Here is a 26,039-nt window from a genome sequence, read left to right on the forward strand (position 1 = left end):
GCCATGCTCAAACAAGTCCACGACCCGGCCGAAACGGTCAGCGATATCGTTTTCCGGCAGATCCGCGAGGATATCATATCTGGGGTATTGCCGCCGGGGGCGAAGATCAAGCTGGAGCAGGCGAAGGAGCGATATTCCATCGGCATTTCGTCGCTGCGCGAAATTCTGAGCCGCCTGACCACGGAGAACCTCGTCGTCGCCGAAGGGCAGCGTGGTTTCGAAGTCAGCCCCGCGTCGCGGCGGGAATTGCTGGAGCTTGCCGCCCTGCGGATCGTTCTTGAAACGCATGCAATCGGCCTTGCCTTCGCTGCCGGAAATCTCGAATGGGAAGGGCGCATCGTCGCTGCCCATCACCGTCTGGCTGCCGCTGAGCGCAAGCTGCTGGCGGGCGACGTCTCGCGCACCGTCGATTGGGTCCGCTACGATTGGGAGTTTCATCAAGCGATCGTCTCGGCCTGCAATTCAGCGACGCTGATGGCGACACTCTCGTCCGTCTTCGACCGCTTTCTTCGCTACCACATGCTGGCCGAAAGCTTTCGCGGCAGGCCTGTCGTCGACGACCACAGGCTGTTATTCGAACTGTCCATTCGACGTGACGTCGCCGGCGCCACCGAGGTGGTCAGACGGCACGTTCAAAGCGGCGTCGAGCATGTGCTGAAGAGCAGCCGAATTCTTTAAAGCGGCTCAGCTTTTCACGGAAACGCAGAACCGCTCTCAACTATTGTTTTGCGCAACTGCCGACTTTTCGGCATCATGCTTGGGCAGAGTTCAATAGTCTTTCGGAACGCCTTCCGGGCGCATCTGTCTTTTCAGCGCGGCGATCCGGAAAATGGCGTTCGGCGCACCATAACCTCGATAGCCGCGACGCTCGACGATCTCGAAAAAGAAACCCTCTCCATAGGTGCCGCTGTAGAGCTGGAAATATTCGCCATGCTCGTCGCGGTCATAGAGAATGTTTTCCGCTTTCAGCCGCTCGGTCATGACAGGATCGAGCCCGAAGCGGGCTTCGACGTCGTCGTAATAGTTCGGCGAAATATGCAGGGATCTGAAACCGCATGCGCGAAGTTTTTCGGCGGTTGCAAAGATGTCGTCCGTCGAAAACGCCAGGTGCTGGATGCCGGATCCGAACTTCTCGGCAATGAAATGTCCTGCCAGGGTGCGGCGGTTTTCGGCGCCGTTCATGGTGATGCGCAGCGCACCCGACTGGTTTTCGACGACCTGGCTGCGCACCACGCCGGCCGGATCGATGATGTCGACCATCGGGGTCTTATGGGTCTCGAAGATCGAGGTATAGAACAGCAGCCAGGTAAGCATTTCATCATAGCCGACCGTCTGAGCGACGTGATCGACGCGCAAAAGGCCGGCCGACGCCGTGTCGGTCTCGTCGGTGACCGGCCGGAAGTCGATTTCGGAAAAGCGGCCCAAGGCGCTCTTGTCGTCGATGAGATAGACGATGCCACCGCCGACGCCCCGAATGGCCGGCAGCTCGAGCTCGCCGTCGGCGACGGGCTGGATGAAGGGTTCGGCATCGAGCGCAAGCGCACGTTCATAGGCCTTTGCCGCATCGTCGACGACCAGTGCCATGGCATAGGCAAAGGTACCATGAACGACGTAGGCGGCATTGGCAAATCCTGCCTGATCGACGTTGACGAGGATCCGGATCCCGCCCTGTTCGAACAGGGATACTTTCTTCGTGCGGTGGACGGCGGTCTGTTTGAATCCGAGGGTGCGCAGCAAGGCCACCAGCTCGACTTCATCCTGTTCGTCGGTGGCAAATTCGACGAAGCCGACACCTTCAACAGCGGCCCTTTGCGGCATCGCCGCACCGGCCATGCTGCCGGTGCCGAGATGGCGTCGGACCTGATCGCCGAGATAGATCAGCGAGCGGTGGCCATCGGCGGCAATCGCACGCGACAGGCCGCCTCGAAACTGATCATTGAAAATCTCGAGCGAGAAATAGCCGTCATAACCTGTAGCAGCGACGGCTTCGGTGAAGGCCGTAACGGGAAGGTCGCCTTCGCCAGGCATATTGCGGAAGTGGCGGCTCCAATAGAGCAGGTCCATGTCGATATCAGGCGCGTCGGCAAGCTGGACGATGAAGATCTTCTCCTTGGGAATCGAGCGGATGGAATTGACGTCGATCTTGCGCGACAGCGTATGGAAGCTGTCGAGGATGAGGCCGACATTCGGATGATCGGCGCGCCGCACGATCTCCCAGGCGTCGCGGTGGTCACTGATATGGCGACCCCAGGCGAGCGCCTCGTAGCCCACGCGCAGTCCGCGCCGGGCAGCACGTTCACCGAGTTCGCGGAAATCCTCAGCCGCCCGATCGATGCCGCCCAAGGCTGCCGGCGAGACGTTCGAGCAGACCAGCACCAGGTCCGTTCCAAGCTGCTGCATCACGTCGAACTTTCGTTCGGCGCGATCGAAGGTGCGGCTTCGCAGCGGCTCTGGCATGCCTTCGAAATCCCGGAACGGCTGAAACAGGGTGATAACAAGACCATGGTCGCGGACGAGTTTTCCGACGTCGGCGGGGCTTCCGTCGAAGGCCAGGAAATCATTTTCGAAGATCTCGACGCCGTCGAAGCCTGCTCGGGCGATCGCCTCGAGCTTTTCCGGCAGTTCGCCGCTGATCGTCACAGTCGCAATCGAGGTCTTCATATCAAACCCTTTCGGCATCCACCACGAGCGGCGAAAAATCGCTCTCACCTATTATTGCAAATCTCTTGAGTAATTCAAATAGCTTGATGTATCATAAATTCTCATACGATTTTGAAAAACTCTGTTGATTTAGCGGTCCGTCTCTGGCAATCATTCCTCCACAGTCAAAAGGTGAGGTGGCTGTCCGGTCGAAAGGCCGCCAAAGAGGAGGAAACATGATGTTCAAATCTATGCTGACGCGTCGAAACGCGATGCTCGGTGCCGCGGCCCTGGTGGCTGCCGTTACCTTGGCGCAACCGGCCGCCGCTATCACGCCCGAGGAAATCAAGGCTCGCGGCAAAATCATCGTCGGCATTCAGGGCGACAACCCGCCTTGGGGTTTTGTGACCAGCGGCGGCAAGCAGGACGGCCTTGACGCCGATATCGCGACGCTGTTTGCCAAGGAACTGGGCGTTTCCGTCGAGTTCGTGCCGCTTGAAGTCAACAACCGCATTCCGGCATTGACCGCCGGCCGCGTCGACGTTCTGTTTGCGACGATGGCGATGCTGCCGGATCGCGCCAAGGCCGTGCAGTTCAGCAAGCCCTATGTTGCCAATGCCATCGTTTTGATCGGGCCCAAATCGGCGGAAATCAAGACGAATGCCGATATGGCGAAGTTCACGATCGGCGTCGCCAAGGGTGCTGCGCAGGACACACAGGTGACCAAGAACGCGCCTGAGGGCACGACGATCCGCCGCTATGACGGCGACGCCGCCAGCGTTCAGGCCCTGGTGTCCGGCCAGGTCGAGACGCTGGGCGGCAACATCTTCTACATGGACCGCGTGAACAAGGCGCGCCCGGGCGAATTCGAAAACAAGCTTGAATTCCAGAAGCTTTACAACGGTGCCTGCACGCGTCTCGGCGAGAAGGAAATCAATGCGGCGCTCAACACCTTCATCGACAAGATCAAGGCAAACGGCGATCTCAAGGCCGTCTACGACAAGTGGATGAAGGTGCCGGTTCCGGAATTCCCGGAAACCCTGGAGGGCATCCCGTTCGCGGCGAAGTGAACTCGTCCCGCTGCGGACCGATTGGCAACGCAGGCTGCCCCTCACCCTAGCCCTCTCCCCGTAAGTACGGGGAGAGGGGACGTGCCCTGCGAGAGGTTGGTGGGGAACATAGAAGGTGCGGCTTGGTCCCTTCTCCCCGCGCGCGGGGAGAAGGTGGCGGCAGCCGGATGAGGGGCAGGCGACCTCCACCCTTACCAATGAAGGCGAGCAGGCCATGCCCGTCAAACGCAACCGCCATGCCCAAGGCCCTGAGGTGCGCGACATGACCAGAACCATCTTTGTGCTCAACGGACCGAACCTGAACCTGCTCGGTGAGCGCGAGCCGGCCATTTACGGCTCGACGACGCTGGCCGACATCAGGGACAACTGCCTGGCAAAGGCCGAAAGCCTCGGCTTTGTCGTCGACTTCCGCCAGACCAATTTCGAAGGCGAGTTGGTGGAAAGCGTGCATCAGGCCCGCAAACAGGCCTGCGGCATCATCATCAACCCGGCCGGCTACACCTTCACGTCGATCGCGCTTCTCGATGCGCTGAAGATGTTCGATCCGCCGAAGATCGAGCTGCATATTTCCAACGTGCATGCCCGCGAGGAGATCTATCACAAATCCCTGATCTCGCGCGTCGCCACCGCCATCATGATCGGCTTCGGCGCCCGCGGTTATGAGCTCGCCATAGAGGCCATGGCCGGCATGGCGGGAGCAGCGAAGGCATGAATTACACGTTGGATTTCACGCCCGTCATCGATGGTCTGCCGAGCCTGCTGCTCGGCTGCCTCGGTACATTCCTGCTTGCCATTTGCGGAATGCTGCTGGCGATCATCATCGGAATTGGCGGCGTTGCCTTGCGCGACGCGGCTTTCAAACCGGCGCGCTGGCTGGTCATCGCCTTTGTCGAACTGATCCGCAACACGCCGTTCCTGGTGCAGATCTTCTTTATCTATTTCGCGCTGCCGCTCACCGGCATCCGGCTCGATCCGACGCCGACGGCGATCATCGCGCTCGGCATCAACGGCGGCGCCTATGCCATCGAGATCATTCGCGGCGGCGTCCAGTCGATACCCAAGGGGCAGATGGAAGCCGGACTGGCGCTTGGCCTGCATAAGGCGCAAGTTTTCCGGCTGATCATTCTCAAGCCGGCATTGCGGGCGATCTATCCGTCTCTGACCAGCCAGTTCGTGCTGTTGACGCTGACAACCAGCATTGCATCGGCGATCTCGGCCTATGAGCTGACCTCCGTTTCCCAGCGCATTGAATCGGAGAGCTTCCGCAGCTTCGAGGTCTACTTCACGGTCACGCTTTTCTATTTCGTGATCTCCTGGGTGATGATGCGCCTGTTTGCGCAGTTTTCGGCCCGCTACTTCAAATATCCGGTCAAGTAGGAGGAATTCCATGGGTCACGACGAGTTCGTCTTCCTCCTGATCGGCCTGAAATGGACGGTGGTCCTGTCGGCCGTCGGCTTCGTCTGCGGCGGCATTGCCGGTCTTGGCGTTGCTCTCGCCCGCGCCTCGGGCAACCCGCTCCTGGAACGCGTGACATCAGGCTATATCGCCGTCTTCCAGGGAACGCCGCTGCTGATGCAGCTTTTCGTCGTCTATTACGGCCTGGCTCTGCTCGGGCTGATGCTCGATGCCTGGGTGGCCGTCGCCATCGGTCTGACGCTGCATGCCAGCGCCTATCTCGGTGAGATCTGGCGTGGATCGATCGAAGCGGTGCCGCGCGGCCAGACGGAAGCGGCAAAGGCGCTCAGCCTCAGATACATCTCCCGCATGAGGGACGTCATCCTGCCGCAGGCGCTACGCATTTCGCTGCCGGCCACGATCGGCTTTCTCGTGCAGCTGATCAAAGGCACCTCGCTGGCCTCGATCGTCGGCTTCACCGAGCTGACGCGGGCCGGCAACATCATCTCCAATCAGATCTTCCAGCCGCTGACGGTCTTCGGCGTCGTCGGCATCCTGTACTTCCTGATGTGCTGCCCGCTGACCATTCTCGGCGCGCGCCTCGAGCGAAAGTTTGCCGCTTCTGCGCGCTGACCCGCATCCTCTTTTCTTCGATGCGGTCTTGGCCGCCAATCCTGGAGTTCTACCGATGACCAGACCCGTTCCCCCCCAACGCGCAGAAACCATGATCACCATGGCGCAGGTGGAAAAGTGGTACGGCTCGTTTCAAGCCCTTCACGATATCAACATGACCGTTCGCAGCGGCGAGAGGATTGTGCTGTGCGGCCCTTCCGGCAGCGGAAAGTCGACGCTCATTCGCTGCATCAACCATCTCGAGACCTACCAGAAAGGTGAAATCCGGGTCGGCGGCATCGTGCTCAGCGACCAGGCCAAAACCATCGATGCGATCCGCCGCGAGGTCGGCATGGTCTTCCAGCAGTTCAATCTGTTTCCGCATCTGACGGTGCTGCAGAACTGCATGCTGGCGCCGATGAAGGCGATCGGCGTCGGCAGGGCGGAAGCCGAGGAACGCGCCCGCGGGCTGCTCGAGCGGGTCAAGATCCTGGAGCAGGCCGACAAATACCCGGTCCAGCTTTCGGGCGGCCAGCAGCAGCGCGTCGCCATTGCCCGCGCACTCTGCATGCGGCCGAAAGTGATGTTGTTCGACGAACCGACGTCGGCGCTCGACCCGGAGATGGTCAAGGAGGTGCTGGATACGATGATCGCACTCGCCGACGAGGGCATGACGATGATCTGCGTCACCCACGAAATGGGCTTTGCCCGCCAGGTCGCCGATCGGGTGATCTTCATGGCGAGCGGCGCAATCGTCGAAGAGGCTCCGCCCGCCGAGTTCTTCACCAACCCACAGCACGAGCGGACCCGAAAATTTCTCGGAGAAATCCTGCACAAGTAGGGCAAGCCGATACGTCGTCGAAATTCAGGAGCCGATCATGAAGCCGTTAGAGATTGCAGTGATGGGAGCCGGCCTGATCGGCAGACGCCATGCCGAGCGCGTGATGTCCGAACCCGGAACCGTACTTTCCGCGGTGATCGATCCTTCCGCTGCCGGTCGTGACTTTGCCCGAAATGCCGGAATCCGCTGGTACGCCAACTTCCAGGACATCGGTGCCGAGGACAGGCCTGACGGCGTCATTGTGGCAACGCCGAACCAGCTTCACGTCGAAAACGGAATGGAGGTTATCGCTGCCGGCATTCCTGTTCTCTTGGAGAAGCCGATCGCCGACGATGTCGATGCTGCAGCAAGACTCGTTGCCGCCGGCGAGACGGCGGGGGTGCCGCTCCTCATCGGCCATCACCGGCGCCACAATCCGATGATCCAGGCGGCCAAACAGATCGTCGACGGCGGCAGGCTTGGCCGGATCGTCACCGTCCACGGCACGTTCTGGGTCGCCAAGCCCGAGGATTATTTCGACATCGGCTGGCGGCGTGAAGCGGGCGCCGGACCAGTCTTCGTCAATCTGATCCACGATGTCGACCTCTTCCGCTTTCTCTTCGGTGACGTCGATGCCGTCCAGGCAATGGAATCGCACGCCGTGCGGGGCCACGCTGTCGAGGATAGCGCTGTCGTCTTGTTACGGTTCGCAAACGGTGTTCTCGCCACGCTCAACGGCAGCGATGCCGTCGCCGCGCCCTGGAGCTGGGAGGCGACCACCGGTGAAAATCCGGCTTATCCCCGTTACGATCAATTCTGCTACCAGGTCGGCGGCACGAAAGGGTCGCTCGGAATTCCCGACCTGACGATTTGGACAAGCCCGTCGAAGCCCGATTGGCTAAAGCCGCTTGCCGAGGAGCGCGTGCCTTTCCCGGCAGTTGATCCACTCTGCGTTCAGCTCAGGCATTTTTGCGATGTCATTCGTGGCGACGCCGCGCCCCTCATCAGCGGCCGAGAGGGGCTCGCGACCCTCAGGGTCATCGAAGCGATCAAGAGGTCGGCAGGCTCGGGGCAGATGATCCACCTCTCTGATGACGGCGCCTCTTCCGATCCCCAGAAAGTTTAGCCACATGATCACCGGGACGACCAAACTCATCGCCCATCTCGGTTATCCCACCGAGTCCTTCAAGGCGCCTCTAATCTACAATCCCTATTTCGAAGAGACCGGGATCGACGCGGTCGTCGTGCCGATGGGCTGCAGGCCGGAGGATTATCCGGCCTTCTTGAAGTTGGTTTTCCGGCTCTCCAATATCCACGGCGCACTCATCACCATGCCGCACAAGATTGCGACGATGGCGCTGCTCGACGAAACGTCTACCAGCGCTAAAGTCGCCGGCTCGTGCAACGCCGTGCGTCTCAGCTCCGACGGCAGGCTGATCGGCGACATGTTCGATGGCGAGGGCTTCGTCCGCGGCGTTCTGCGCAAGGGCAAAAAACTCGAGGGCGCTCATGCGCTCGTCGTCGGCGCCGGCGGCGTCGGCTCGGCGATCGCCGCGTCGCTGGCGCAGGCAGGCGTCGCCCATCTGGCAATCTTCGATGCCAATGCAACGACCGCGACCGCGTTGCTCGATCGGCTGAAGACATATTATCCGCAGCTGCAGGTCACGATCGGCTCTCTCGATCCGGCCGGATTCGACATCGTCGTCAATGCGACCCCGCTTGGAATGCGAGGGGGCGATCCTCTGCCGATCGATGTCGACCGCATCTCGCCCTCGACCTTCGTCGGCGAAGTCGTGATGAGCCGGGAGATCACCCCTTTTCTCGAGGCGGCCCGAGCTCGAGGCTGCGCCTTTCAAGTCGGGACGGATATGCTGTTCGAACAGATCCCGGCCTATCTCGAATTCTTCGAATTCCCGACAACGACGGCCGATAATCTGCGGGCAATAGCGAAGCTTGGGTGATGGCTGAGCGGGTAGACGCGCTTTAAGCCGTTCCAAGCCGTCTGATATTCCCCACCAATTCCCCCGCCAACCGTAGCGAGGCGGCGGTTGCCATCGTCATCTGCGGCAGCAGCAGCCATTCGAGCGTCCAGGCGGCACCGGAGCGTTCCTGTTCATGAACAAGGGACTGGTGGATGCCTGAAAGAACAGTGGCGGTGAAGCGGGCGAGCGAGACCAGGACTTCGGCGGCAACCGGGTTCTGCTTGTGGGCCATCGCCGACGAGGTGCCGCCGCCTGCGATTTCGATCTCGTGGCCCATCTGAGCAAGCAGGGCGATATCCTGGCCGATCTTGCCGAGGCTGCCCGAAATCGACGAGAACAGGCCGGCAATATCGGCGATCGGAAGCCGCCCGCTCTGCCATTGCGTTATATCGGTCAGGCCGAGTTCCTGGGCGAGCGAGGCGCGGATTGCCGGGCCTTGCGCCCCGAGCTTGTCCAGCGTGCCGGCGGCGCCACCGAACTGGACGGGAAAATTTTGCTCGGTCAGGCGGTCGCGATAGGTGATCAGCGGTGCGCGCCAGGCATCGAGCCGGTCGGAGACCGTGATCGGGATCGCCGCCTGCATGCGGGTATGGCCCATCAGCCGGTTGCCGCCGAACTGGCGATCGAGCCCATCGAGCCCTGCGGCAATAGTAGAAAGCCGGCCGGCAAACAGAAAGGTGATCGCCTTCAGGCGGATCATCAGGCTGGTGTCGATCACATCCTGGCTGGTGGCGCCGAGATGCAGGCTGTTGGCCGCTTCCTCGCCGACCGCGGCGCGCAGCTGTTTGACGAGATCGGGGACGACGACCCCGTCCCGTGCCGTTGCCGATTGCAGGCTGGCGAGATCGGGAGAGAAGCCGGCGCAGATTTCGGCGATCCGCCTTGCGGCTTCGGCAGGGATGAAACCATGGCCGGCTTCGGCCTTGGCCAGCGCCGCTTCGAAGGAGAGCATGGCGCGGATATCGGCCTCGGCGGAGAAGTAGGGCGCGATTTCGTCGTCGCCGAGCAGGCCGGAGAGGAAGGGGTGGTCGAAGGGCGATGCGGTCATGGTCTTCTCGTTCGTGATGGTGGCCCCCTCATCCGGCGCCGCCACCCCCGGGGTCGAGCCACTGGTCTCGACCCGTCCTTCGGGCCCCCGAGGGGCGAAAGGACTTGGGCAATGTCGGTGCCTATGAGCAGGCGATCTCGTATGGCACTGTTCCCCTCTCCCCGTCGAGGAGAGGGCAGGGTGAGGGGGCCACTTGCGCGGAGCTCTCGAACAAGCCGCCCGCATACTCTCAAATATCCAGAAACACCGTTTCGTCAGCACCCTGCAGACGAATGTCGAAATGGCAAGTCGCGCCGTCACGACTGGCAATCATGGTTGCGACGCGCTCGCGGTGTTCGATGCGCAGAAGCAGCGGGTCGCTAGCGTTGGCCTCTGTCTCCTCCGGGAAGTACATGCGCGTCTGCAGACCGATATTGATGCCGCGGGCGACGATCCAGACGGTGATGTGCGGGGCCTGTTTGCGGCCATCCTTGAAGGGGACGCGGCCGGGCTTGATGGTCTCGAAGCTGTAGACGCCGTCTTCACTGCGGGTCGGGCAGCGGCCCCAACCGGTGAAATTCGGATCGGCGGCGCCGCGCATTTCCGAGGGGCTGTTATAGAGGCCGGCGCTGTCGGCCTGCCAGATCTCGACGACGGCATCGCGCACCAGCGCGCCGGCGCCGTCGAAGATACGGCCGGTGACGGTGATGCGCTCGCCGAGCGTCTTGTCGTTGACCATCTGCGTGCCGAGATCGCTGTCGTAGACGCCCGTTATGTCGCAGAAATTCGGCGTCAGGCCGATATGGACATAAGGCCCTGCCGTCTGCGACGGGGTTTCCTTGAGATAGCCGAGCTGCTGCATGGTCAATTGCCCTCCAGCCTGTTTTCGAACATCGTCGAGCGGCGGCCGCGCAGGACGATATCGAATTTATAGGCTCGTGAATCCATCGGGATCGTGTTGCCCCAGTCGAGCGGCGCGATCAGCTGCTCGATCGCCGCCTTGTCGGGGATGGTGCCGACGATCGGACATTTCCAAATCATCGGATCGCCCTCGAAATACATCTGGGTGATCAGCCGCTGGGCAAAGCCGTGGCCGAAAATCGAGAAATGGATATGGGCGGGGCGCCAGTCGTTGACGCCGTTCGGCCAGGGATAGGCGCCGGGCCGCACTGTGCGGAAATGGTAGCGCCCCTCCTCATCGGTGATGGCGCGGCCGCAGCCACCGAAATTCGGGTCGATCGCCGCCAGATAGCTTTCCTTCTTGTGGCGGTAGCGACCGCCGGCATTGGCCTGCCAGAACTCGACCAGCGCGCCGGCAACCGGTTTTGCGCGCTCGTCGAGCACCCGCCCCTGGACGATGATGCGTTCGCCGATGGCGCTTTCGCCGGGCCGCGCGTAATTCAGGATCAGGTCGTTGTCGAGGTCGCCGATCATCGAATGGCCGAAGACCGGGCCCGTGTTTTCGGAGATCGTGCCGTCGAGCGACAGCAGCGCGCGTTGCGGCGCCCGCAGCACCGAGGTCTTGTAGCCGGGGGTTAGCGCCGGCGCATGCCAGGCTCGGTCGCGGGCAAAGAAGGCGCCGGTCTCGGGCTTTTGGTTGGGTCGTTCGGACATATCTCTCCCTCAGGCCGCCTTCTCGGCGTCCATCTGTGCAAAGGCCTGCTTGGCAATCTTGATCGCGTGGTTGGCAGCGGGAACGCCGGCATAGATCGCCACATGTAAGAGCGCCTCGCAAATATCCTCGCGGGTCGCACCCGTTTGGGCGGTGGCGCGCACATGCATGGCGACCTCGTCATCCTGGCCGAGAGCGGCGAGCAGCGCGATAGTGACGATCGAGCGCTCGCGTTTGCTGAGCGCCGGGCGCGACCAGACATGGCCCCAGGCGGCTTCGGTGATCAATTCCTGGAAGGGGCGGTCGAATTCGGTCGTAGCGGCCGCGGCGCGGTCGACATGGGCGTCGCCGAGCACGGCGCGGCGGGTCGCCATGCCCTGCCGGTAACGCTCGGAGGAGGAGGCGGTCTCGTTCATCGGTTGGTTTCTCCAGTCGGAAGCCCAGTTGGAAGCGATGTCAGGAAGGCGCGGATGATCGCCGTCAGCGCTTCCGGCTGCTCGACGCAGGGAATGTGGGCGCAGTCGGCGATGACCTCGTAGCGGGCGTCCGGGATCAGCCGCGCTGTGGAGAGCACGAGATCGGGCGGCGTCGAGCCGTCCTGGTCACCGACGATGCAGATCGTCGGCACGGCGATCCTCTTGGCCGCTTCGGTGAAATCGGCATCGCGGATCGCCTCGCAGGCGGCGATATAACCCTCGACCGGCTGGCGCGTCAGCATGTTGCAATAGCCTGAATAAGCGGTGTTCTCGGGTCGGCGGAAGGCCGGCGTGAACCAGCGCTCCATGATGGCGTCGACGATGCTGGCGATGCCGCTTTTCGCGACCGCGGCGATGCGGGCGTTCCAGCTCTCGGCCGTGCCGATCTTGTGGGCGGTGTCGCAAAGGACCAGCGCGCCAACCAGATCCGGCCGCCGCTGATAGAGCGACTGGGCGATCAGGCCGCCGACCGAGAGCCCTGAGATGACGGCATTTTTCACCGACAGCAGATCGAGCAGGCCGGCGAGATCGGTGGCATGATCCTCGATCGACGAAGGGAGCTGACCGACATCGGAAAGGCCGTGGCCGCGCTTGTCGTAAAGCACGATGGCGTAGTCCCCGGCAAGCCGCACCACGACGTCGCGCCAGATGCGGAAATCCGTCCCGAGCGAATTGGTAAAGACGATCACCGGCCGGTCGGCAGGCGCACCGATGACCTGATAATGGATCGTCACGTCGTTTATGCGGGCAAATTGCACGTCGCTCTCCTCCATCCAGTCAGTCCAACCGAGAGGCTGGCATTGGTTTGGTTCCGCTAGCGAGGTCCGGACAAGGGCGCCTGCGCTGCGAATGGCTCCGTCCGTCCCTCCATCCTCTCTCATGCTCGGCCTTGAGCAGAGCATCCCACGGCACCCACCGGTAGCTGTGGCATGGATCCTCGGGTCAAGCCCGAGGATGACGGAGAGTGGGGTTGGCTTCCCGCCAAACTTGTCACCGCCTCCGGATAGCAAAACTGAATGGTTGATCCGGTTAAGTAAAATGATATTTTCAGGCATTTCGATAACCCAGGAGTTATGGGAGATGATCGACAGCCGCGTCAAGTTTCGTCATCTGCAGACCTTTGTCGAGGTGGCGCGGCAGAAGAGCGTCATGAAGGCGGCCGAATTGCTGCATGTCAGCCAGCCGGCGGTGACGAAGACGATCCGCGAGCTGGAGCAGGCGCTGGGTGTCGCCGTCTTCGAGCGTGACGGCCGCGGCATCAAGATCACCCGTTACGGCGAGGTCTTCCTGCGTCATGCCGGGGCGGCGCTGACGGCGCTACGCCAGGGTCTCGATTCCGTCTCGCAGGAGCAGTTCGCCGATGCGCCGCCGATCCGCATCGGCGCGCTGCCGACGGTGTCGTCGCGCATCATGCCGCGGGCGATGGAACTCTTCCTCAAGGAGCGGACCTGGAGCCGGGTGAAGATCGTCACCGGCGAGAATGCCGTATTGCTGGAGCAGCTTCGCGTCGGCGATCTCGACGTCGTCGTCGGCCGCCTGGCCGGGGCGGAGAAGATGGCGGGTTTTTCCTTCGAGCATCTCTATTCCGAGCAGGTGGTCTTTGCCGTTCGCCCCGGCCATCCGCTGCTCGACGGCCGGCAATCGCCCTTTGCTGGTTTCGGCGACTATACGGTGCTGATGCCGACGCGGGGTTCGATCATCCGGCCGGTGGTCGAAAATTTCCTCATCGCCAACGGCGTCTCCAGCCTGCCGAACCAGATCGAGACGGTGTCGGATTCCTTCGGCCGCGCGTTCCTCAGGGGAGGCGACGCAATCTGGATCATTTCCAACGGCGTGGTGGCCGACGATGTGGCCGACGGCCGGCTGGCGCTGCTGCCGGTCGATACCGGCGAGACCAAGGGGCCGGTGGGGCTGACGATGCGTGCCGATGCCGTGCCGTCCGTGCCGCAATCGATCCTGATGCAGACGATCCGCGAAGCGGCCGGGCAGCTTTCCTGAAGCCAGGCTCTTTAAATTCGCTTGAAGATCGCCCAGATTTGGACTATGTCTAATTCAAGACAGGAGACTTTCATGCAGCACGCGCGACGTACGCAGCGGGAAAGCCAGGCGCCACAGCGGCTGGACATGAAGCGCTTTGCGCCGGCAAACCGTCGGAAGCTCAGCGCACCGGCCTTGCGAACCTTCCTGGCAATCGCCGATCTCTGGGGCCTGAGCGAAGAGCAGCGGCTGCTGGTGCTCGGCTATCCCTCCCGCTCGACCTACCACAGCTGGGCCAAGCAGGCGCGCGAGCATGGGGCTTTCACCCTCGATGTCGATACGCTGACCCGGATATCCGCCCTGCTCGGCATTCATCAGGCGCTCGGTGTGCTGTTTGCCGATGAACGCGGCGGCGTCGCCTGGCTGCGCACACCGCATCAGGCGTCGGTTTTTGGCGGGCATCCGCCGCTCGACGTGGTGACGAACGGAACCCAGGACGGCTTGATAACCGTGCGCCGCTTCCTCGATGGCGCCCGCGGTGGTGTCTATATGCAGCCGAACAGGCTCGACGACGCTTTCACGCCCTATGAAGATGCGGACATCGTCTTCCGGTGAGCGACCGTTTTGCCGAGGCACCGCGTACATCCTACCGGCTGATCCCGTCGCAATTTCCGCCGATCGGGCTTTTCGAGACGGTGGCGAGGGCGGCCGATCTCGAAGCGGTGATGGAGCTTGTGGGATGGACCAACGACCGTCTCGTTGCCGACCGCATCCAGCGGCTTCCCGAGGATGAATGGGTTTACGGCGTGCCGAACGCCAGTATCGTCATGGCGGCTTTCCTGCATGTCGCCCCCGGTGGCATGCGCTTCAACGGCGCCGATCTCGGCGCCTGGTATGCCGCCGACCACTTCAAGACAGCCGCCGCCGAGGTCGGCCATCACCTCAGGCGCGAAACCGTCGCGCGCGGTGTGGCGACGATGGTGCGGACCTATCGAAGCTATTCGGCCATCCTGATCGGCGACTATCTCGACATTCGCGGCGAACAGGCGCTGCGGCGCGACGTCTATGACGGTACCAGCTATGCGGCGTCGCAGGTGCTGGGCGAAGAGGTGCGTTCGAGCGGCGGCGCCGGCATCCTCTATGACAGTGTCCGGCTGAGGGGCGGGGTCAACATCGCCGCGCATCGGCCGAGGAATATCCGCGACGTGGCGCAGGCCGATCACTTCGAAATCACCGTTTTCGCCACTGACCGCCGCATCGATGTCAGGAAGCTTGCCCCCTGACGACGGCAGTCGCAGGCGGCTTAAACCGGCAACCGCTCGGCCCAGGCCTTGGCCGCCTTTGCCATCGTGGCGAGGTGGTCGGCAGCGGAAAAGCCTGAGATTGTCTTGCGCGGCTTGAGGTCGTGGTCGCCGTCCTCGAGCCAGAGGATCTCGATCCGGTCGGAGAGATCATAGCCCGGCACCTCGTCCCGCGTCCCGAATTCGTCGCGTGTTCCCTGGCAGATCAGCGCGGGTGTTGTCAGCCCCTTGAGATGACCGGTGCGCAGTTTCGTCGGCTGGCCGGGCGGATGGAAGGGATAGCCGAGGCAGAGCAGGCCGGCGATCTTCCCCCTGCCATGGAGATCGTCGGCGACCATGCTGGCGACGCGTCCACCCATCGACTTGCCGCCGATGATCACCGGGCCATCGGCGCCGAGCGCGGCAATCGCCGCCTCATATTCGGGATTGAGCGTTTCGGCCCGCGGTGGCGGCTTGCGGCCTCCGGTGCGGCGGGCGGCCATATAGGCGAATTCGAAGCGGGCAACCCTGAAGCCGACGCCGGCAAGCGCTTCTGCCGCTGCTGTCATCGACCCCGAATCCATCGGCGCGCCGGCGCCATGCGCAAGCAGGATCGTGAAACGGGCATCCTGTGGCCCCTGAAGCAGAAACCTCTCAGACATCGGCAATCCTCCATTCGGTCATCGGAACCATGTCGGCTCCGGTGACTTTTCTTCGAAAGGAGACGGACAATGTCGACGAATGATGCAAACGTAAAGCCCGAGCAGCGCCGCCCCAAAGATGTCGGAACCGTTCCCGAAAAACCGGAGCCGGCCGACGCAGAATCGATGGCGCCGCCGACGGTACAGCCGGCCGGAGCAGGCGACAAAAGCGAACGGCCCGTGGTCAACCCAGTCACCGGCGTCGCCATTTAGGCGTCGCAAAACTATGATGCGGATCGGCCCTTGAAACCGCGGCGGAGAGGGTCCATATAGCGGTCCTGCCTGAAAAATGGATGCGCACGGTATCGACGTCGTCGAACTGTTCGCTGTCCGACAGGATAAGGGCGCTCCCCGCAAGGGTCGAGCGCCCTTTTTGCTTTTCGGACGTCGGCTGGAATGACGGTCTTGGGTTCGTGCTGGTGGCGATAGCGAGTATCTCCCACCATAATCTATATAGCACTTCGGAATCCCGAAATTGGTTGCGGCGTTGAAATCATTGCATGTTTTTCGCGGGTGACTCCTCAAAAACACCGGCGTATTTCGGAATCCCGAAGCGGTAGTCCTTCGGGATTCCGAAGTGAGAATTTTGCTGTGCCGTCAGCCGGTTTTTCCCGCGGTCCTGTCGATTTTCGTATCTGCGGATCGTCATTCTAATGATGTGCTGGAAATCCGTTGCGGTCGCGGCACATCCTTTGAGCGCCCGAGACGCGCGACAACAGAAGGAGGATATGTGATGGATCATCAGCAGCTGGTACCCGCCGCCGTGCTCGCGGCCAAGAATGGTGTCCGTTTTCCCAATGAGAGCGAGGAATACCGCATCGCCCGCGACGCGCTGCTCGCCGAAGAGATCGAATTGCGCCGCCATATCGAGCGAGTGGCGGTACAGCGGCGGGCGCTGCCGCCGGGCGGCGAGGTGAAGAAGGACTACCGCTTCGAAGGCGTTGACGGGCCGATTAGCTTCAGCGAGCTCTTCGCCGACAAGGACACGCTGGTCGTCTACAGCTATATGTTCGGCCCGGAGCGCGAGCGTCCGTGCCCGATGTGCACCTCGCTGCTATCGGCCTGGGACGGCGAGGTGCCTGACATGCAGCAGCGCGTCGCCCTTGCCGTCGTCGCGCTTTCGCCGATCGGCAGGCTGCTCGCCTTCAAGAAGGAGCGCGGCTGGCACTATCTGCCGCTCTATGCCGATCCGACGGGCGATTACAGCCGCGACTATCACGCTATCGGCAGGGGTGGCGGCGATGACGCGGCTTTCAACGTCTTCACGCGGCGCGACGGCACCATCCGGCATTTCTGGAGCGGGGAGATGGGCCAGGTGACGGCCGATCCGGGCGAGGATCCGCGCGGCGCGCCCGATCTGATGCCGCTCTGGACCGTGCTCGATTGCACACCCGAAGGCCGGGCGCCGGACTGGTATCCGAAGCTGTCCTATTAAGATTAGGCCGGCCGCGTCAGCCGGTGGAGCGGTTTCTGGAGGTCTCGATCCATTCGAGGTTGGCGACCGAGGCCTCCGGCAGCAGCGATGGATCGATGTCGTATACATAGCCGCTCAACATGTCGGCGGCGCGTTCGGTCGCCTTGATCTTCGCCTCGGTTTCCGCAACCGCCTTGGCGATCGCTTCGATGCGGGCGCGGAACATGTGGGCGAGCACATCGCGGCCGGACTGTTTTTCGAGCCGTTCCAGATGCAGGCCGACGCGCGAGGCGTGGCGCTCCAGCTCGCTCTTGCTGAAGCGCGCCTTGCGCAGTTCCTCCGAAAGGCTTTCCTGCATGACGGCGACGGGATCGAAACTTCCCGGCGCGCGCTCGTCGAGCACCGCGTCGGTGACGAGCTTCTCGATGATCACAAGCGCCTGCAGCTCGGCGGCATCGGCCAATTCGACATCATAGCCGGTATCATCGAACACCTTGCGCCGGACCGGATCGAGAAGCAGCGCATAGGCTTTCTGCAGATTGTCAAAGGCCTGCGAATCGCCCCCCGAATCCGGGTGGGCAACTTTCGCCAGGCGCCGATAGGCGGCCTTCAGCTGGGCCTCGTCCGCATCGCGTTCAACGCCGAGAATATCGTAGGGATCCGTCACGCCTGCTCCATTGCTACCCGGCACGCCCGGACAGTCTAGGTCTTCTTCTGCATCAGCAAGGCGAAGTTTAGACCAAAAGCAGGAATGACGTCCATGGCCGGAAATCGCAATCGTCGCCGCGAAAGCCTAAGCCACTTTTCGATTGTCCCATTTTTTCAAGCCGTTGTGCGAAGATCAGGGCGTGCTGATCGAGACAAGATAACATCTGGCTTCGCCGTCGAGTTCCAGTGCGGTTCCAGCAGCATCCGCAATCAGCAGCGCATCGCCGGCCCCAAGCGCGCCGGTCTCATAGCCGTGCCGGAATGACAGCGCGCCGCGATGGCAGAGCAGCAGGCATGTCGACGAGGTCAGCGGCACGGACTTGCCGCCGTGGATGTCGATGCGAATCAGCGTGTGGGCGAGACCGTCGCGGCGGGTCATGACGTTGAGATCGGTGATCGCGCCGTCCTGAAGTGTCGCCGCGACCGGGATATCCGCCGGGAAGGGCAGGGGGTCGCTCGCGGTCGTCAGCAGCGCCGGTGCGCTGCCTTCGATGTCGAGCACCATGCCGTTACCGTCGAGAATCACAAGCGTCCGGTCGATGCCGGGGAAGATCGAAAACGGGCCGTCCGTTGCGACGGTCGCCATGCTGACGCGCCAGTCGAAGCCGGCGAGGCCGGCATCATCGGGCGAAACGGCGATCTCCACCGTTTCGCCGCCGCCGTTTTTCCAAGGCATCCGCTTGTAATCGCCGGCGCGCAGGATCCTCACGAGGCTCAGTTCCCGAGAATGCCGGGCAGGCGCAAGCCCTTGTCCCGGGCGCAGTCGAGGGCGATGTCGTAGCCGGCATCGGCGTGGCGCATGACGCCGGTCGCCGGATCGTTCCAGAGCACACGCTCGAGACGCTTTGCCGCATCGTCGGTGCCATCGGCGCAGATGACGACGCCGGAGTGCTGGGAGAAGCCCATGCCGACGCCGCCGCCATGGTGCAGCGATACCCAGGTGGCGCCCGAGGCGGTGTTGAGCAGGGCGTTCAGCAACGGCCAGTCGGAGACGGCGTCCGAGCCGTCCTTCATCGCTTCGGTTTCGCGGTTCGGCGAGGCGACGGAGCCGGAGTCGAGGTGGTCGCGGCCGATGACAACAGGCGCGGAAAGCTCGCCAGTCCTGACCATTTCATTGAAGGCCAGAGCCAGGCGGTGACGGTCGCCGAGGCCGACCCAGCAGATGCGCGCCGGCAGGCCCTGGAAGGCGATGCGCTCCCTGGCCATGTCGAGCCAATTGTGCAGGTGGGTATTGCCGGGGGTCAGTTCCCGCACCTTGGCATCGGTCTTGTAGATATCCTCCGGGTCACCGGACAGGGCGGCCCAGCGGAAGGGGCCGATGCCGCGGCAGAACAGCGGTCTTATATAGGCCGGCACGAAGCCGGGGAAGGCGAAGGCGTTTTCGAGGCCCTCCTCCTTGGCGACTTGGCGAATGTTGTTGCCGTAGTCGAGCGTCGGAATCCCGGCGTTCCAGAAAGCGATCATCGCCTCGACATGTTCGCGCATCGAGGCACGGGCAGCCTTTTCCACCGCCTTCGGATCGCTTTCGCGCTTGGCCTTCCACTCGGCCATCGTCCAGCCCTTCGGCAGGTAGCCGTTGATCGGGTCGTGCGCCGAGGTCTGGTCGGTGACCATATCGGGGCGGATGCCGCGACGAACCATCTCGGGCAGGATTTCGGCGGCATTGCCGAGCAGGCCGACGGATTTGGCTTCGCCTGATTTGGTCCAGCGGTCGATCATCTCGAGCGCTTCGTCGAGCGTTTCGGCCTTGGCGTCGAGATAGCGGGTGCGCAGGCGGAAATCGATCGAGTCGGGATTGCATTCGACGGCGAGGCAGCAGGCGCCGGCCATGACGGCGGCGAGCGGCTGGGCGCCGCCCATCCCGCCGAGGCCGCCGGTCAGGATCCATTTGCCCTTGAGATTGCCGCCATAGTGCTGGCGGCCGGCCTCGACGAAGGTCTCGTAGGTTCCCTGGACGATGCCCTGCGTGCCGATATAAATCCACGAACCGGCCGTCATCTGGCCGTACATGGCAAGGCCCTTCTTATCCAGCTCGTTGAAATGGTCCCAGGTCGCCCAATGCGGCACGAGGTTGGAATTGGCGATGAGCACGCGCGGCGCATCCTTGTGGGTGCGGAAGACACCGACCGGCTTGCCGGATTGCACGAGCAGGGTTTCCTCTTCCGTCAGCGTCTTCAGCGTGGCGACGATGCGGTCGAAATCTTCCCAGGTGCGCGTCGCCCGGCCGATGCCGCCGTAAACGACGAGCTCGTTCGGATTTTCGGCGACGTCGGGATCGAGATTGTTCATCAGCATGCGCAACGGCGCTTCGGTCATCCAGCTCTTGGCATTGAGTTCGTTGCCGCGGGGCGCGCGGATTTCGCGGATATTGTGGCGTGGATTGTTCATGGCGGTTCCCCTGTTCTCAGGTTTCAATCTTCAGCGTTTCAGGCCCGTTGCGATCTGTTCGATGCGCACCAGAATGTCTTTGAGATGGATGCGAAGCCTGTCGGCCTTGGCGGCGTCATAGGCGAAGGGCGGTGCCTCGGTCTGCAGATGGGTCGATTGCGCGAGCTCCATCTGGATCGCATGCACACCGGTCTCCGGCCGGCCGTAGTGGCGTGTCGTCCAGCCGCCCTTAAAACGGCCGTTGAGCACGCTGTCGTAACCTTGCGCCGCTTGCGTGACGGTCAGCGTCGCCTGCTCGATGGCGCTGTCGCAGGTCTTGCCCATATCGGTGCCGATATTGAACTCCGGCAGCTTGCCTTCGAACAGGAAGGGAATATGTGAGCGGATCGAGTGGCAATCGTAAAGGATCGCCACGCCATGGATGGCCCTGACGCGCTCGATCTCGGCAGCAAGGGCCGCATGATAGGGCGCATGAAAGTCCCGCAGCCGCGCCGCGATATCGGACTGATCAGGCGCTTGCCCATCCTTCCAGATCGGCTTGCCGTCGAAGTCCGTTTCCGGGACGAGGCCGGTGGTATTCTGGCCGGGATAGAGGCTCCCGCCCTCGGGATCGCGGTTGGCGTCGATCACATAGCGGTGGAAGGTGGCGCGCACCGTCGTGACGTCATCGAGCAGGCCGTCATAGAGCCGGTGGATGTGCCAGTCGGTATCGGCGAGGATCCGGCCATTGTCGTTGAGCCGCTCGGCGATATCAGTCGGCACATCGGTGCCGGTGTGCGGGAAGCCGAGGATGATGGGCGAGGTGCCCTGGCGGGTTTCGTATGGTGTGGTCACGGGTGAAACGCTCCGGCGTTGCGGGGTGCCAAGTGCAGAACCATCACGATCAACCCTCCAGAACCGGCAAGATGCCCGTCGAAACCGAGGCGTTCAGCGCGCCCGTCGCCACCAGTTCGGCGGCGGCGGCGAGGTCATTTGCCATGTAGCGGTCGGTCTCAAGGGCAGGAACTCTAGCGCGGATCGTGGTGATCGCCTTCAAAAGCTCCGGGCTCGTCGACAGCGGCGCGCGCAGTTCGACGCCCTGGGCGGCGGTCAGCGCCTCGATGCCGATGATGGCGAACAAGTTTTCGGTCATGCCGAGCAGGCGGCGGGCGCCGTGGCAGGCCATGGAGACATGGTCTTCCTGATTGGCCGAGGTCGGCGTCGAGTCGACCGAGGCCGGGTGCGACATCTGCTTGTTCTCCGACATCAGCGCCGCCGAGGTAACCTCGGCGATCATCAGGCCGGAGTTCAGACCCGGCTTCTTGGCGAGGAAGGCCGGCAGGCCGTAGGAGAGGGTTGGATCGACCAGCAGCGCGATGCGGCGCTGTGAAATCGCCCCGATTTCGCAGATGGCGAGCGCGATCTGGTCGGCGGCGAAGGCGACGGGCTCGGCGTGGAAATTGCCGCCTGAGACGACGGAGTTGTCCGAGAGCACCAGCGGATTATCGGTAACCGCATTGGCTTCGATCTCCAGCGTGCGGGCGACCGAACGCAAGAGATCGAGGCAGGCGCCGTCGACCTGCGGCTGGCAGCGGATGCAATAGGGATCCTGCACCCGCTCGTCGCCCTCGATATGGCTCTGGCGGATGACCGATTGTTCGAGCAGGGCGCGAAGGGCTGCTGCCGTGTCGATCTGGCCCTTATGGCCGCGCAGCGTATGAATGTCAGGATGGAAGGGCGCCGAAGAGCCCATGGCGGCATCGGTGGACATGGCGCCGGTGATCAGGGCGGCCTGGGCGGCGCGATGGGCACGGAAGAGGCCGGCAAGCGCCAGGGCTGTCGAGGTCTGGGTGCCGTTGATCAGCGCCAGGCCTTCCTTCGCGGCGAGCACGACCGGTTTCAGCCCCGCTCTTTCCAGAGCTTCAGCACCGGAAAGACGTTCGCCGGCGAAGAAGGCTTCGGCCTCGCCCATCATTACCGCCGCCATATGGGCGAGCGGCGCAAGATCGCCGGAGGCGCCGACCGAGCCTTTTTCCGGGATCAGCGGGATGACGCCTTTATCAAGCATGCCTTCGATCAGCCGCACCAGCTCCAGCCGCACGCCGGAGGCGCCGCGCCCGAGCGAGACCAGCTTCAACGCCATGATCAGCCGCACGATATTGTCGGGTAAGGGTGCGCCGACGCCGCAGCAATGCGACAGGATGAGATTGCGCTGCAGGGTGGCGACATCGGCGCTGTCGATCTTGATCGAGGCGAGTTTGCCGAAACCGGTATTGATGCCATAGACCGGAGCATTGCCGGCGGCGATCTCGGCGATGCGGGCGGCAGCCTTGTTTATGCCGGCATCGAAGGCGGGATCGAGTCTTGCCGGCGCACCCGTCCAATAGATGATTTCCAGATCCTTGAGCGAGACGGAGCCCGGGTGGAGGGTGATGGTCATCGGCCGTTCCTTTCGCCCTTGAAGAGACGTGTGTGAAGTGGGTTGAAGCCGATGCGATAGACGAGCTCGGCGAGGCTTTCGACATTCCAGACGGCGAGGTCGGCGGACTTGCCGGGTTCGAGCGTTCCGGTCTTGTCGAGCAGACCGAGTGCCCGGGCGCCCTCACGGGTGGCGCCGGCGATGCATTCCTCGACGGTGAGGCCGAACAGCGTCGCCGACATGTTCATGGTCAGCAGCATCGAGGTCAGCGGCGAGGTGCCGGGATTGCAGTCGGTGGCGATCGCGATCGGCACGCCCGCCTGGCGCAGTGCTTCCACCGGCGGCTTCTGTTTCTCGTGGATGGCGTAGAAGGCGCCGGGCAGGAGCACGGCGACAGTGCCGGCTGCGGCCATCGCGGCAACGCCGTCTTCGTCGAGATATTCCAGGTGATCGGCCGAATGCGCGCCGTAGGATGCGGCGAGTTTGGCGCCGCCGAGATTGGAGAGCTGCTCGGCATGCAGCTTGACCGGCAGGCCGAGCGCCTTGGCCTTGTCGAAGACACGGCCGATCTCGGCCGTCGAAAAGGCGATACCTTCGCAGAAGCCGTCGACGGCATCGGCAAGGCCGAGATTATGCACATCGTCGAGGCCGGGCAGAACGACATCATCGAGATAGTCGCCGTTGCGGCCCTTGTATTCCACCGGGGTCGCATGCGCGCCGAGATAGCTGGTGGCGACGCGCACCGGCCTGATATGGCCGAGCAGGCGCGCACTCTGCAGCATCTTTATTTCGCCGGCCCGGTTCAGCCCATAGCCGGACTTCACTTCGATCGTCGTGACACCTTCGGCAAGCAACGTGTCGAGCCGCGGCAGCGCCTCGGCGACCAGATCTTCGACCGACAGCGCATTGGTCGCCTTCACCGAGGAAACGATGCCGCCCCCGGCTCGCGCAATTTCTTCATAGGTCGCGCCGGCAAGGCGCATCTCGAATTCGCGGGCGCGATTGCCGCCGTGAACGATATGGGTGTGGCAGTCGACGAGACCGGGGGTGACCCAGCGGCCTTCGAGATCGACGATCTCGGACCGTTCGATGGCGGCCGCCGGCAGGTCGCTTTCAGCGCCGGCAAAGGCGATGCGGCCGTTTTCGACCAGCACTGCGCCCTTTTCGACGATGCCGAGCCCCGCTTTGTCAGGAGCAAGCGTGGCCAGCCGCGCATTGCGCCACAGCGCCGGCCGGATGTTGGCGGATGGGCTTCCTTCTGAAAAATTGTTCCCGGTCATCAGCTTTGCGCCTTTCCTTATGCCAAAACATGTATATACATAATCAACAGGTGACAAGAGAAATTTTGCGCGCTTTTCTGGAAAAGAAAGATCGGCGGCGCGGCAGGAGGAGAAGACGGCCATGACCACACTTCACGCAGAGACAGCGCTCACCCCGCAAGGCTGGCAGAAGAATGTGCGGCTGACGGTTGAGGCCGGGCGCATCGCCCGGGTCGTATCAGGCGTTTCCGCAGCACCCGGTGATGAGCGCCATGCCCTGATCGTTCCCGCCATGGGCAACCTGCACAGCCATGCCTTCCAGCGAGCCATGGCCGGTCTTGCCGAAGTGCGCGGGCCTGCAAATGACAGCTTCTGGAGCTGGCGCACCGTCATGTACAAGTTTGCCCTGGCGATGACGCCCGATCATGTCGAGGCGGTCGCTGCCAAGCTCTACGCGGAAATGCTGGAGGCGGGGTTTTCCCGCGTCGGCGAATTCCACTATCTCCATCATGACCGGGATGGCGGCGCTTATGCCAATATCGCCGAGCTTGCCGAACGCATCGGGGCGGCGAGCCAAGAGTCCGGCATCGGCTTGACGCTGCTGCCGGTCTTTTATGCCCATTCCGGCTTCGGCGGCGCCGCGCCGATCGACGGCCAGCGACGCTTCATCAATTCGCTCGACAGCTTCGAAAGGCTGATGGAGGGATGCCGGGCGCTGACCGGCCGGCTCGACGGCGCCGAACTCGGGCTGGCGCCACACAGCCTGCGCGCCGCAACGCCTGAGGAACTGGCAAGGCTGGTGCCGATGGCGGGCGACGGCCCGATCCATATCCACGTCGCCGAACAGGTGAAGGAAGTCGAAGACTGCATCGCCTGGTCGGGCGCCCGGCCGGTGGAATGGCTGCTCGAGCAAATGCCGGTCGATGAGCGCTGGTGCCTGATCCATGCGACGCACATGACCGAGGACGAGACGCGGCGGATGGCGAAGAGCGGCGCGATTGCCGGCCTTTGCCCTATCACCGAAGCCAATCTCGGCGATGGCGCCTTTGCCGCGCCGCTCTTCCTCGAAGAGGGCGGGCGTTACGGCATCGGTTCGGATTCCAACGTGCTGATCTCGGTACCGGAGGAATTGCGCCAGCTCGAATATTCGCAGCGCCTGGCGCTTCGCGCCCGCAATGTCGTGGCCGCACCCGGCGGCTCGACGGCGCTTTCGCTCTTCACCCACGCCCTTGCCGGCGGCGGTGCCGCGCTGAAAGCGCCGGCCGGTCTCGTAGAAGGCCTTCATGCCGATCTCGTTTCGCTCGATACGTCAGCCATTCCCTATCTCTCGGGCGACCAGATCCTCGATCACTGGCTGTTTGCCGGCGGCATTTCCGTCGATTGCGTCTGGGCACGCGGCCGCAAGCAGGTGGAAGGCGGCCGCCATATCGGGCGCGACGCCATCGACCGGCGGTTCCTCGCTGCGATGGGCGAATTGCTGGCGGCCTGATAAAGCACTTTTCCTTTCAGGGCATTCGATCTAGAGCGGGGAGACCAATCGGAACGTGGCGATGAACCAAAGCAGGGATCTGACCTTGCATCAGCGCATCCTCGGCGAGATCGAGGGCCGTATCGTCTCGGGCGATTGGCCGCCGGGGCATCGTATTCCCTTCGAGGTCGATCTCGCCACGCAGTATGACTGCTCGCGCATGACAGTGAACAAGGTGCTGACCCAACTCGCCAAGGCCGGGCTCATCGAACGGCGCAAGAAATCCGGCAGCTTCGTCACCCAGCCGCAGGCGCAATCGGCGGTTCTCGAAATCCACGACATCAAGGCCGAGGTGCAGTCGCTGAACCTGCCCTATTCCTATGCCGTTTCCAAGAAGGCGAGCCGCAAGGCCAAGGCGGAAGACAGAAGCCGGCTGGAATTGCCGGCGGCGTCCTCGGTCGTCGAGGTCGTCTGCATCCACAATGCCGGGGCGCGGCCCTTCTGCCTGGAGGAGCGGCTGATCAGCCTTGAGACCGTACCTGAGGCCGCCGATGCCGATTTTCTAACGGTGGCGCCGGGACCGTGGCTGCTCAATCAGGTGCCATGGAGCACGGCTGAACACCGGATCCACGCCGTTTCTGCCAATGCCGAACTGGCCGCGGCCCTCGATATCGCGCGCAATACGGCCTGCTTGGTGGTCGAACGCCGCACCTGGAGCGGCGCTGGCCCGGTGACCCATGTACGCTTCACCTATCCCGGCGACCGCCACGCACTGGTGGCGCGTTTCACGCCGGCTTCGCAATAGTCGCCA

General features: G+C 63.0%; 28 protein-coding genes. 15 read left to right on the top strand and 13 right to left on the bottom strand.

The window, feature by feature from the left end; genetic code table 11:
* Positions 1 to 3: 3 nt before the first annotated feature.
* Positions 4 to 678, top strand: coding sequence for a GntR family transcriptional regulator (locus FFM81_RS30770; protein ID WP_138385806.1), 675 nt, complete (start codon positions 4 to 6; stop codon positions 676 to 678).
* A gap of 90 nt (positions 679 to 768) precedes the next feature.
* Here the strand turns inward: FFM81_RS30770 and FFM81_RS30775 are convergent, their stop codons facing one another.
* Positions 769 to 2,661 (bottom strand): bifunctional sugar phosphate isomerase/epimerase/4-hydroxyphenylpyruvate dioxygenase family protein, encoded by a 1,893-nt coding sequence (locus FFM81_RS30775; protein ID WP_003563440.1) that lies wholly within the window; start codon positions 2,659 to 2,661, stop codon positions 769 to 771.
* Positions 2,662 to 2,879: 218 nt separating this feature from the next.
* Here FFM81_RS30775 and FFM81_RS30780 point away from each other — a divergent pair, with 218 nt between their 5' ends.
* The 7 genes from FFM81_RS30780 (at position 2,880) to FFM81_RS30810 (ending at position 8,499) form a co-directional block, all read left to right on the top strand.
* The gene (locus FFM81_RS30780; RefSeq protein ID WP_037091246.1) at positions 2,880 to 3,710 is read left to right on the top strand and encodes a transporter substrate-binding domain-containing protein; all 831 of its coding nucleotides are present in this window, start codon (positions 2,880 to 2,882) and stop codon (positions 3,708 to 3,710) included.
* Positions 3,711 to 3,972: 262 nt separating this feature from the next.
* Positions 3,973 to 4,422, top strand: a complete 450-nt coding sequence (locus FFM81_RS30785; protein WP_037091244.1) for a type II 3-dehydroquinate dehydratase — start codon at positions 3,973 to 3,975, stop codon at positions 4,420 to 4,422.
* Positions 4,419 to 5,087, top strand: a complete 669-nt coding sequence (locus FFM81_RS30790) for an amino acid ABC transporter permease (protein WP_003563435.1) — start codon at positions 4,419 to 4,421, stop codon at positions 5,085 to 5,087. The genes FFM81_RS30785 and FFM81_RS30790 overlap by 4 nt, the downstream gene beginning before the upstream one ends.
* A gap of 10 nt (positions 5,088 to 5,097) precedes the next feature.
* Complete coding sequence (locus FFM81_RS30795; protein WP_003563433.1) at positions 5,098 to 5,739, top strand: amino acid ABC transporter permease; 642 nt, start codon at positions 5,098 to 5,100, stop codon at positions 5,737 to 5,739.
* Between the two features lie 55 nt (positions 5,740 to 5,794).
* Positions 5,795 to 6,559 (top strand): amino acid ABC transporter ATP-binding protein, encoded by a 765-nt coding sequence (locus FFM81_RS30800; protein WP_003563431.1) that lies wholly within the window; start codon positions 5,795 to 5,797, stop codon positions 6,557 to 6,559.
* Positions 6,560 to 6,596: 37 nt separating this feature from the next.
* Positions 6,597 to 7,664 (top strand): Gfo/Idh/MocA family protein, encoded by a 1,068-nt coding sequence (locus FFM81_RS30805; RefSeq protein ID WP_003563429.1) that lies wholly within the window; start codon positions 6,597 to 6,599, stop codon positions 7,662 to 7,664.
* A 4-nt stretch (positions 7,665 to 7,668) separates the two neighbouring features.
* Positions 7,669 to 8,499 (top strand): shikimate dehydrogenase family protein, encoded by an 831-nt coding sequence (locus FFM81_RS30810; protein WP_003563427.1) that lies wholly within the window; start codon positions 7,669 to 7,671, stop codon positions 8,497 to 8,499.
* A 22-nt stretch (positions 8,500 to 8,521) separates the two neighbouring features.
* Here FFM81_RS30810 and FFM81_RS30815 read toward each other — a convergent pair whose 3' ends face one another.
* From FFM81_RS30815 to pcaD, 5 genes are all read right to left on the bottom strand, one after another.
* Complete coding sequence (locus tag FFM81_RS30815; protein ID WP_025419015.1) at positions 8,522 to 9,568, bottom strand: 3-carboxy-cis,cis-muconate cycloisomerase; 1,047 nt, start codon at positions 9,566 to 9,568, stop codon at positions 8,522 to 8,524.
* 229 nt (positions 9,569 to 9,797) lie between these two features.
* Entirely contained in the window at positions 9,798 to 10,409 is a 612-nt protein-coding gene (pcaG, locus tag FFM81_RS30820; protein WP_025419014.1) for a protocatechuate 3,4-dioxygenase subunit alpha, read from the bottom strand.
* A gap of 2 nt (positions 10,410 to 10,411) precedes the next feature.
* Positions 10,412 to 11,161 (bottom strand): protocatechuate 3,4-dioxygenase subunit beta, encoded by a 750-nt coding sequence (gene pcaH, locus FFM81_RS30825; protein ID WP_138385805.1) that lies wholly within the window; start codon positions 11,159 to 11,161, stop codon positions 10,412 to 10,414.
* A 9-nt stretch (positions 11,162 to 11,170) separates the two neighbouring features.
* The gene (gene pcaC, locus FFM81_RS30830) at positions 11,171 to 11,575 is read right to left on the bottom strand and encodes a 4-carboxymuconolactone decarboxylase (protein WP_003563419.1); all 405 of its coding nucleotides are present in this window, start codon (positions 11,573 to 11,575) and stop codon (positions 11,171 to 11,173) included.
* A complete protein-coding gene (gene pcaD / locus FFM81_RS30835) occupies positions 11,572 to 12,393 on the bottom strand; it encodes a 3-oxoadipate enol-lactonase (protein WP_138385804.1) in 822 nt (273 codons plus the stop codon). The genes pcaC and pcaD overlap by 4 nt, the downstream gene beginning before the upstream one ends.
* A gap of 322 nt (positions 12,394 to 12,715) precedes the next feature.
* Between pcaD and pcaQ the strand changes: the two genes are divergently transcribed.
* The 3 genes from pcaQ to FFM81_RS30850 all read left to right on the top strand — a co-directional run bounded on the left by pcaQ (position 12,716) and on the right by FFM81_RS30850 (position 14,895).
* Positions 12,716 to 13,633 (top strand): pca operon transcription factor PcaQ, encoded by a 918-nt coding sequence (gene pcaQ / locus FFM81_RS30840; protein WP_097534426.1) that lies wholly within the window; start codon positions 12,716 to 12,718, stop codon positions 13,631 to 13,633.
* Positions 13,634 to 13,705: 72 nt separating this feature from the next.
* Positions 13,706 to 14,227, top strand: a complete 522-nt coding sequence (locus tag FFM81_RS30845; protein ID WP_097534428.1) for an MbcA/ParS/Xre antitoxin family protein — start codon at positions 13,706 to 13,708, stop codon at positions 14,225 to 14,227.
* Positions 14,224 to 14,895 carry an RES family NAD+ phosphorylase gene (locus FFM81_RS30850; RefSeq protein WP_138385803.1) on the top strand — a complete coding sequence of 224 codons (672 nt, stop codon included), beginning with the start codon at positions 14,224 to 14,226 and terminating at the stop codon, positions 14,893 to 14,895. The genes FFM81_RS30845 and FFM81_RS30850 overlap by 4 nt, the downstream gene beginning before the upstream one ends.
* A gap of 20 nt (positions 14,896 to 14,915) precedes the next feature.
* On the opposite strand, the gene FFM81_RS30855 is transcribed toward FFM81_RS30850, so the two are convergent.
* On the bottom strand, positions 14,916 to 15,554 hold the full coding sequence (locus tag FFM81_RS30855; RefSeq protein WP_138385802.1) for an alpha/beta hydrolase family protein: 639 nt from the start codon (positions 15,552 to 15,554) through the stop codon (positions 14,916 to 14,918).
* A gap of 69 nt (positions 15,555 to 15,623) precedes the next feature.
* Here FFM81_RS30855 and FFM81_RS30860 point away from each other — a divergent pair, with 69 nt between their 5' ends.
* Together FFM81_RS30860 and FFM81_RS30865 are read left to right on the top strand one after the other, a co-directional pair.
* A complete protein-coding gene (locus tag FFM81_RS30860) occupies positions 15,624 to 15,806 on the top strand; it encodes a hypothetical protein (RefSeq protein ID WP_025419008.1) in 183 nt (60 codons plus the stop codon).
* Positions 15,807 to 16,326: 520 nt separating this feature from the next.
* Positions 16,327 to 17,028 carry a DUF899 family protein gene (locus tag FFM81_RS30865; RefSeq protein ID WP_138385801.1) on the top strand — a complete coding sequence of 234 codons (702 nt, stop codon included), beginning with the start codon at positions 16,327 to 16,329 and terminating at the stop codon, positions 17,026 to 17,028.
* A 16-nt stretch (positions 17,029 to 17,044) separates the two neighbouring features.
* Here FFM81_RS30865 and FFM81_RS30870 read toward each other — a convergent pair whose 3' ends face one another.
* From FFM81_RS30870 to hutI, 6 genes are all read right to left on the bottom strand, one after another.
* Positions 17,045 to 17,674: a J domain-containing protein gene (locus tag FFM81_RS30870; RefSeq protein ID WP_003563403.1), complete on the bottom strand. Its 630-nt coding sequence runs from the start codon at positions 17,672 to 17,674 to the stop codon at positions 17,045 to 17,047.
* 174 nt (positions 17,675 to 17,848) lie between these two features.
* Positions 17,849 to 18,424 (bottom strand): HutD/Ves family protein, encoded by a 576-nt coding sequence (locus FFM81_RS30875; RefSeq protein ID WP_003563400.1) that lies wholly within the window; start codon positions 18,422 to 18,424, stop codon positions 17,849 to 17,851.
* 5 nt (positions 18,425 to 18,429) lie between these two features.
* Positions 18,430 to 20,103: a urocanate hydratase gene (gene hutU / locus FFM81_RS30880; RefSeq protein ID WP_003563399.1), complete on the bottom strand. Its 1,674-nt coding sequence runs from the start codon at positions 20,101 to 20,103 to the stop codon at positions 18,430 to 18,432.
* 30 nt (positions 20,104 to 20,133) lie between these two features.
* Complete coding sequence (gene hutG / locus FFM81_RS30885; RefSeq protein ID WP_138385800.1) at positions 20,134 to 20,937, bottom strand: N-formylglutamate deformylase; 804 nt, start codon at positions 20,935 to 20,937, stop codon at positions 20,134 to 20,136.
* Between the two features lie 49 nt (positions 20,938 to 20,986).
* Positions 20,987 to 22,522 (bottom strand): histidine ammonia-lyase, encoded by a 1,536-nt coding sequence (gene hutH / locus FFM81_RS30890; protein ID WP_138385799.1) that lies wholly within the window; start codon positions 22,520 to 22,522, stop codon positions 20,987 to 20,989.
* Positions 22,519 to 23,781 (bottom strand): imidazolonepropionase, encoded by a 1,263-nt coding sequence (hutI, locus tag FFM81_RS30895; RefSeq protein WP_138385798.1) that lies wholly within the window; start codon positions 23,779 to 23,781, stop codon positions 22,519 to 22,521. The genes hutH and hutI overlap by 4 nt, the downstream gene beginning before the upstream one ends.
* 121 nt (positions 23,782 to 23,902) lie before the next feature.
* Between hutI and FFM81_RS30900 the strand changes: the two genes are divergently transcribed.
* Positions 23,903 to 25,249 carry a formimidoylglutamate deiminase gene (locus FFM81_RS30900; protein ID WP_128397629.1) on the top strand — a complete coding sequence of 449 codons (1,347 nt, stop codon included), beginning with the start codon at positions 23,903 to 23,905 and terminating at the stop codon, positions 25,247 to 25,249.
* A gap of 61 nt (positions 25,250 to 25,310) precedes the next feature.
* Positions 25,311 to 26,033: a histidine utilization transcriptional repressor HutC gene (gene hutC, locus FFM81_RS30905; protein ID WP_003563389.1), complete on the top strand. Its 723-nt coding sequence runs from the start codon at positions 25,311 to 25,313 to the stop codon at positions 26,031 to 26,033.
* Positions 26,034 to 26,039 lie beyond the last annotated feature (6 nt).

Origin of the sequence: Rhizobium hidalgonense (genome assembly GCF_005862185.2) — a bacterium.
GTDB classification, from domain to species: domain Bacteria; phylum Pseudomonadota; class Alphaproteobacteria; order Rhizobiales; family Rhizobiaceae; genus Rhizobium; species Rhizobium hidalgonense.

Excerpts from the sequence above, each read along its gene's own strand:
- FFM81_RS30770 (WP_138385806.1), top strand. The coding sequence starts at position 4 with ATGCTCAAACAAGTCCACGACCCGGCCGAAACGGTCAGCGATATCGTT.
- FFM81_RS30775 (WP_003563440.1), bottom strand. The coding sequence starts at position 2,661 with ATGAAGACCTCGATTGCGACTGTGACGATCAGCGGCGAACTGCCGGAA.
- FFM81_RS30780 (WP_037091246.1), top strand. The coding sequence starts at position 2,880 with ATGTTCAAATCTATGCTGACGCGTCGAAACGCGATGCTCGGTGCCGCG.
- FFM81_RS30785 (WP_037091244.1), top strand. The coding sequence starts at position 3,973 with ATGACCAGAACCATCTTTGTGCTCAACGGACCGAACCTGAACCTGCTC.
- FFM81_RS30790 (WP_003563435.1), top strand. The coding sequence starts at position 4,419 with ATGAATTACACGTTGGATTTCACGCCCGTCATCGATGGTCTGCCGAGC.
- FFM81_RS30795 (WP_003563433.1), top strand. The coding sequence starts at position 5,098 with ATGGGTCACGACGAGTTCGTCTTCCTCCTGATCGGCCTGAAATGGACG.
- FFM81_RS30800 (WP_003563431.1), top strand. The coding sequence starts at position 5,795 with ATGACCAGACCCGTTCCCCCCCAACGCGCAGAAACCATGATCACCATG.
- FFM81_RS30805 (WP_003563429.1), top strand. The coding sequence starts at position 6,597 with ATGAAGCCGTTAGAGATTGCAGTGATGGGAGCCGGCCTGATCGGCAGA.
- FFM81_RS30810 (WP_003563427.1), top strand. The coding sequence starts at position 7,669 with ATGATCACCGGGACGACCAAACTCATCGCCCATCTCGGTTATCCCACC.
- FFM81_RS30815 (WP_025419015.1), bottom strand. The coding sequence starts at position 9,568 with ATGACCGCATCGCCCTTCGACCACCCCTTCCTCTCCGGCCTGCTCGGC.
- pcaG (WP_025419014.1), bottom strand. The coding sequence starts at position 10,409 with ATGCAGCAGCTCGGCTATCTCAAGGAAACCCCGTCGCAGACGGCAGGG.
- pcaH (WP_138385805.1), bottom strand. The coding sequence starts at position 11,161 with ATGTCCGAACGACCCAACCAAAAGCCCGAGACCGGCGCCTTCTTTGCC.
- pcaC (WP_003563419.1), bottom strand. The coding sequence starts at position 11,575 with ATGAACGAGACCGCCTCCTCCTCCGAGCGTTACCGGCAGGGCATGGCG.
- pcaQ (WP_097534426.1), top strand. The coding sequence starts at position 12,716 with ATGATCGACAGCCGCGTCAAGTTTCGTCATCTGCAGACCTTTGTCGAG.
- FFM81_RS30845 (WP_097534428.1), top strand. The coding sequence starts at position 13,706 with ATGCAGCACGCGCGACGTACGCAGCGGGAAAGCCAGGCGCCACAGCGG.
- FFM81_RS30855 (WP_138385802.1), bottom strand. The coding sequence starts at position 15,554 with ATGTCTGAGAGGTTTCTGCTTCAGGGGCCACAGGATGCCCGTTTCACG.
- FFM81_RS30860 (WP_025419008.1), top strand. The coding sequence starts at position 15,624 with ATGTCGACGAATGATGCAAACGTAAAGCCCGAGCAGCGCCGCCCCAAA.
- FFM81_RS30865 (WP_138385801.1), top strand. The coding sequence starts at position 16,327 with ATGGATCATCAGCAGCTGGTACCCGCCGCCGTGCTCGCGGCCAAGAAT.
- hutU (WP_003563399.1), bottom strand. The coding sequence starts at position 20,103 with ATGAACAATCCACGCCACAATATCCGCGAAATCCGCGCGCCCCGCGGC.
- hutH (WP_138385799.1), bottom strand. The coding sequence starts at position 22,522 with ATGACCATCACCCTCCACCCGGGCTCCGTCTCGCTCAAGGATCTGGAA.
- hutI (WP_138385798.1), bottom strand. The coding sequence starts at position 23,781 with ATGACCGGGAACAATTTTTCAGAAGGAAGCCCATCCGCCAACATCCGG.
- FFM81_RS30900 (WP_128397629.1), top strand. The coding sequence starts at position 23,903 with ATGACCACACTTCACGCAGAGACAGCGCTCACCCCGCAAGGCTGGCAG.
- hutC (WP_003563389.1), top strand. The coding sequence starts at position 25,311 with ATGAACCAAAGCAGGGATCTGACCTTGCATCAGCGCATCCTCGGCGAG.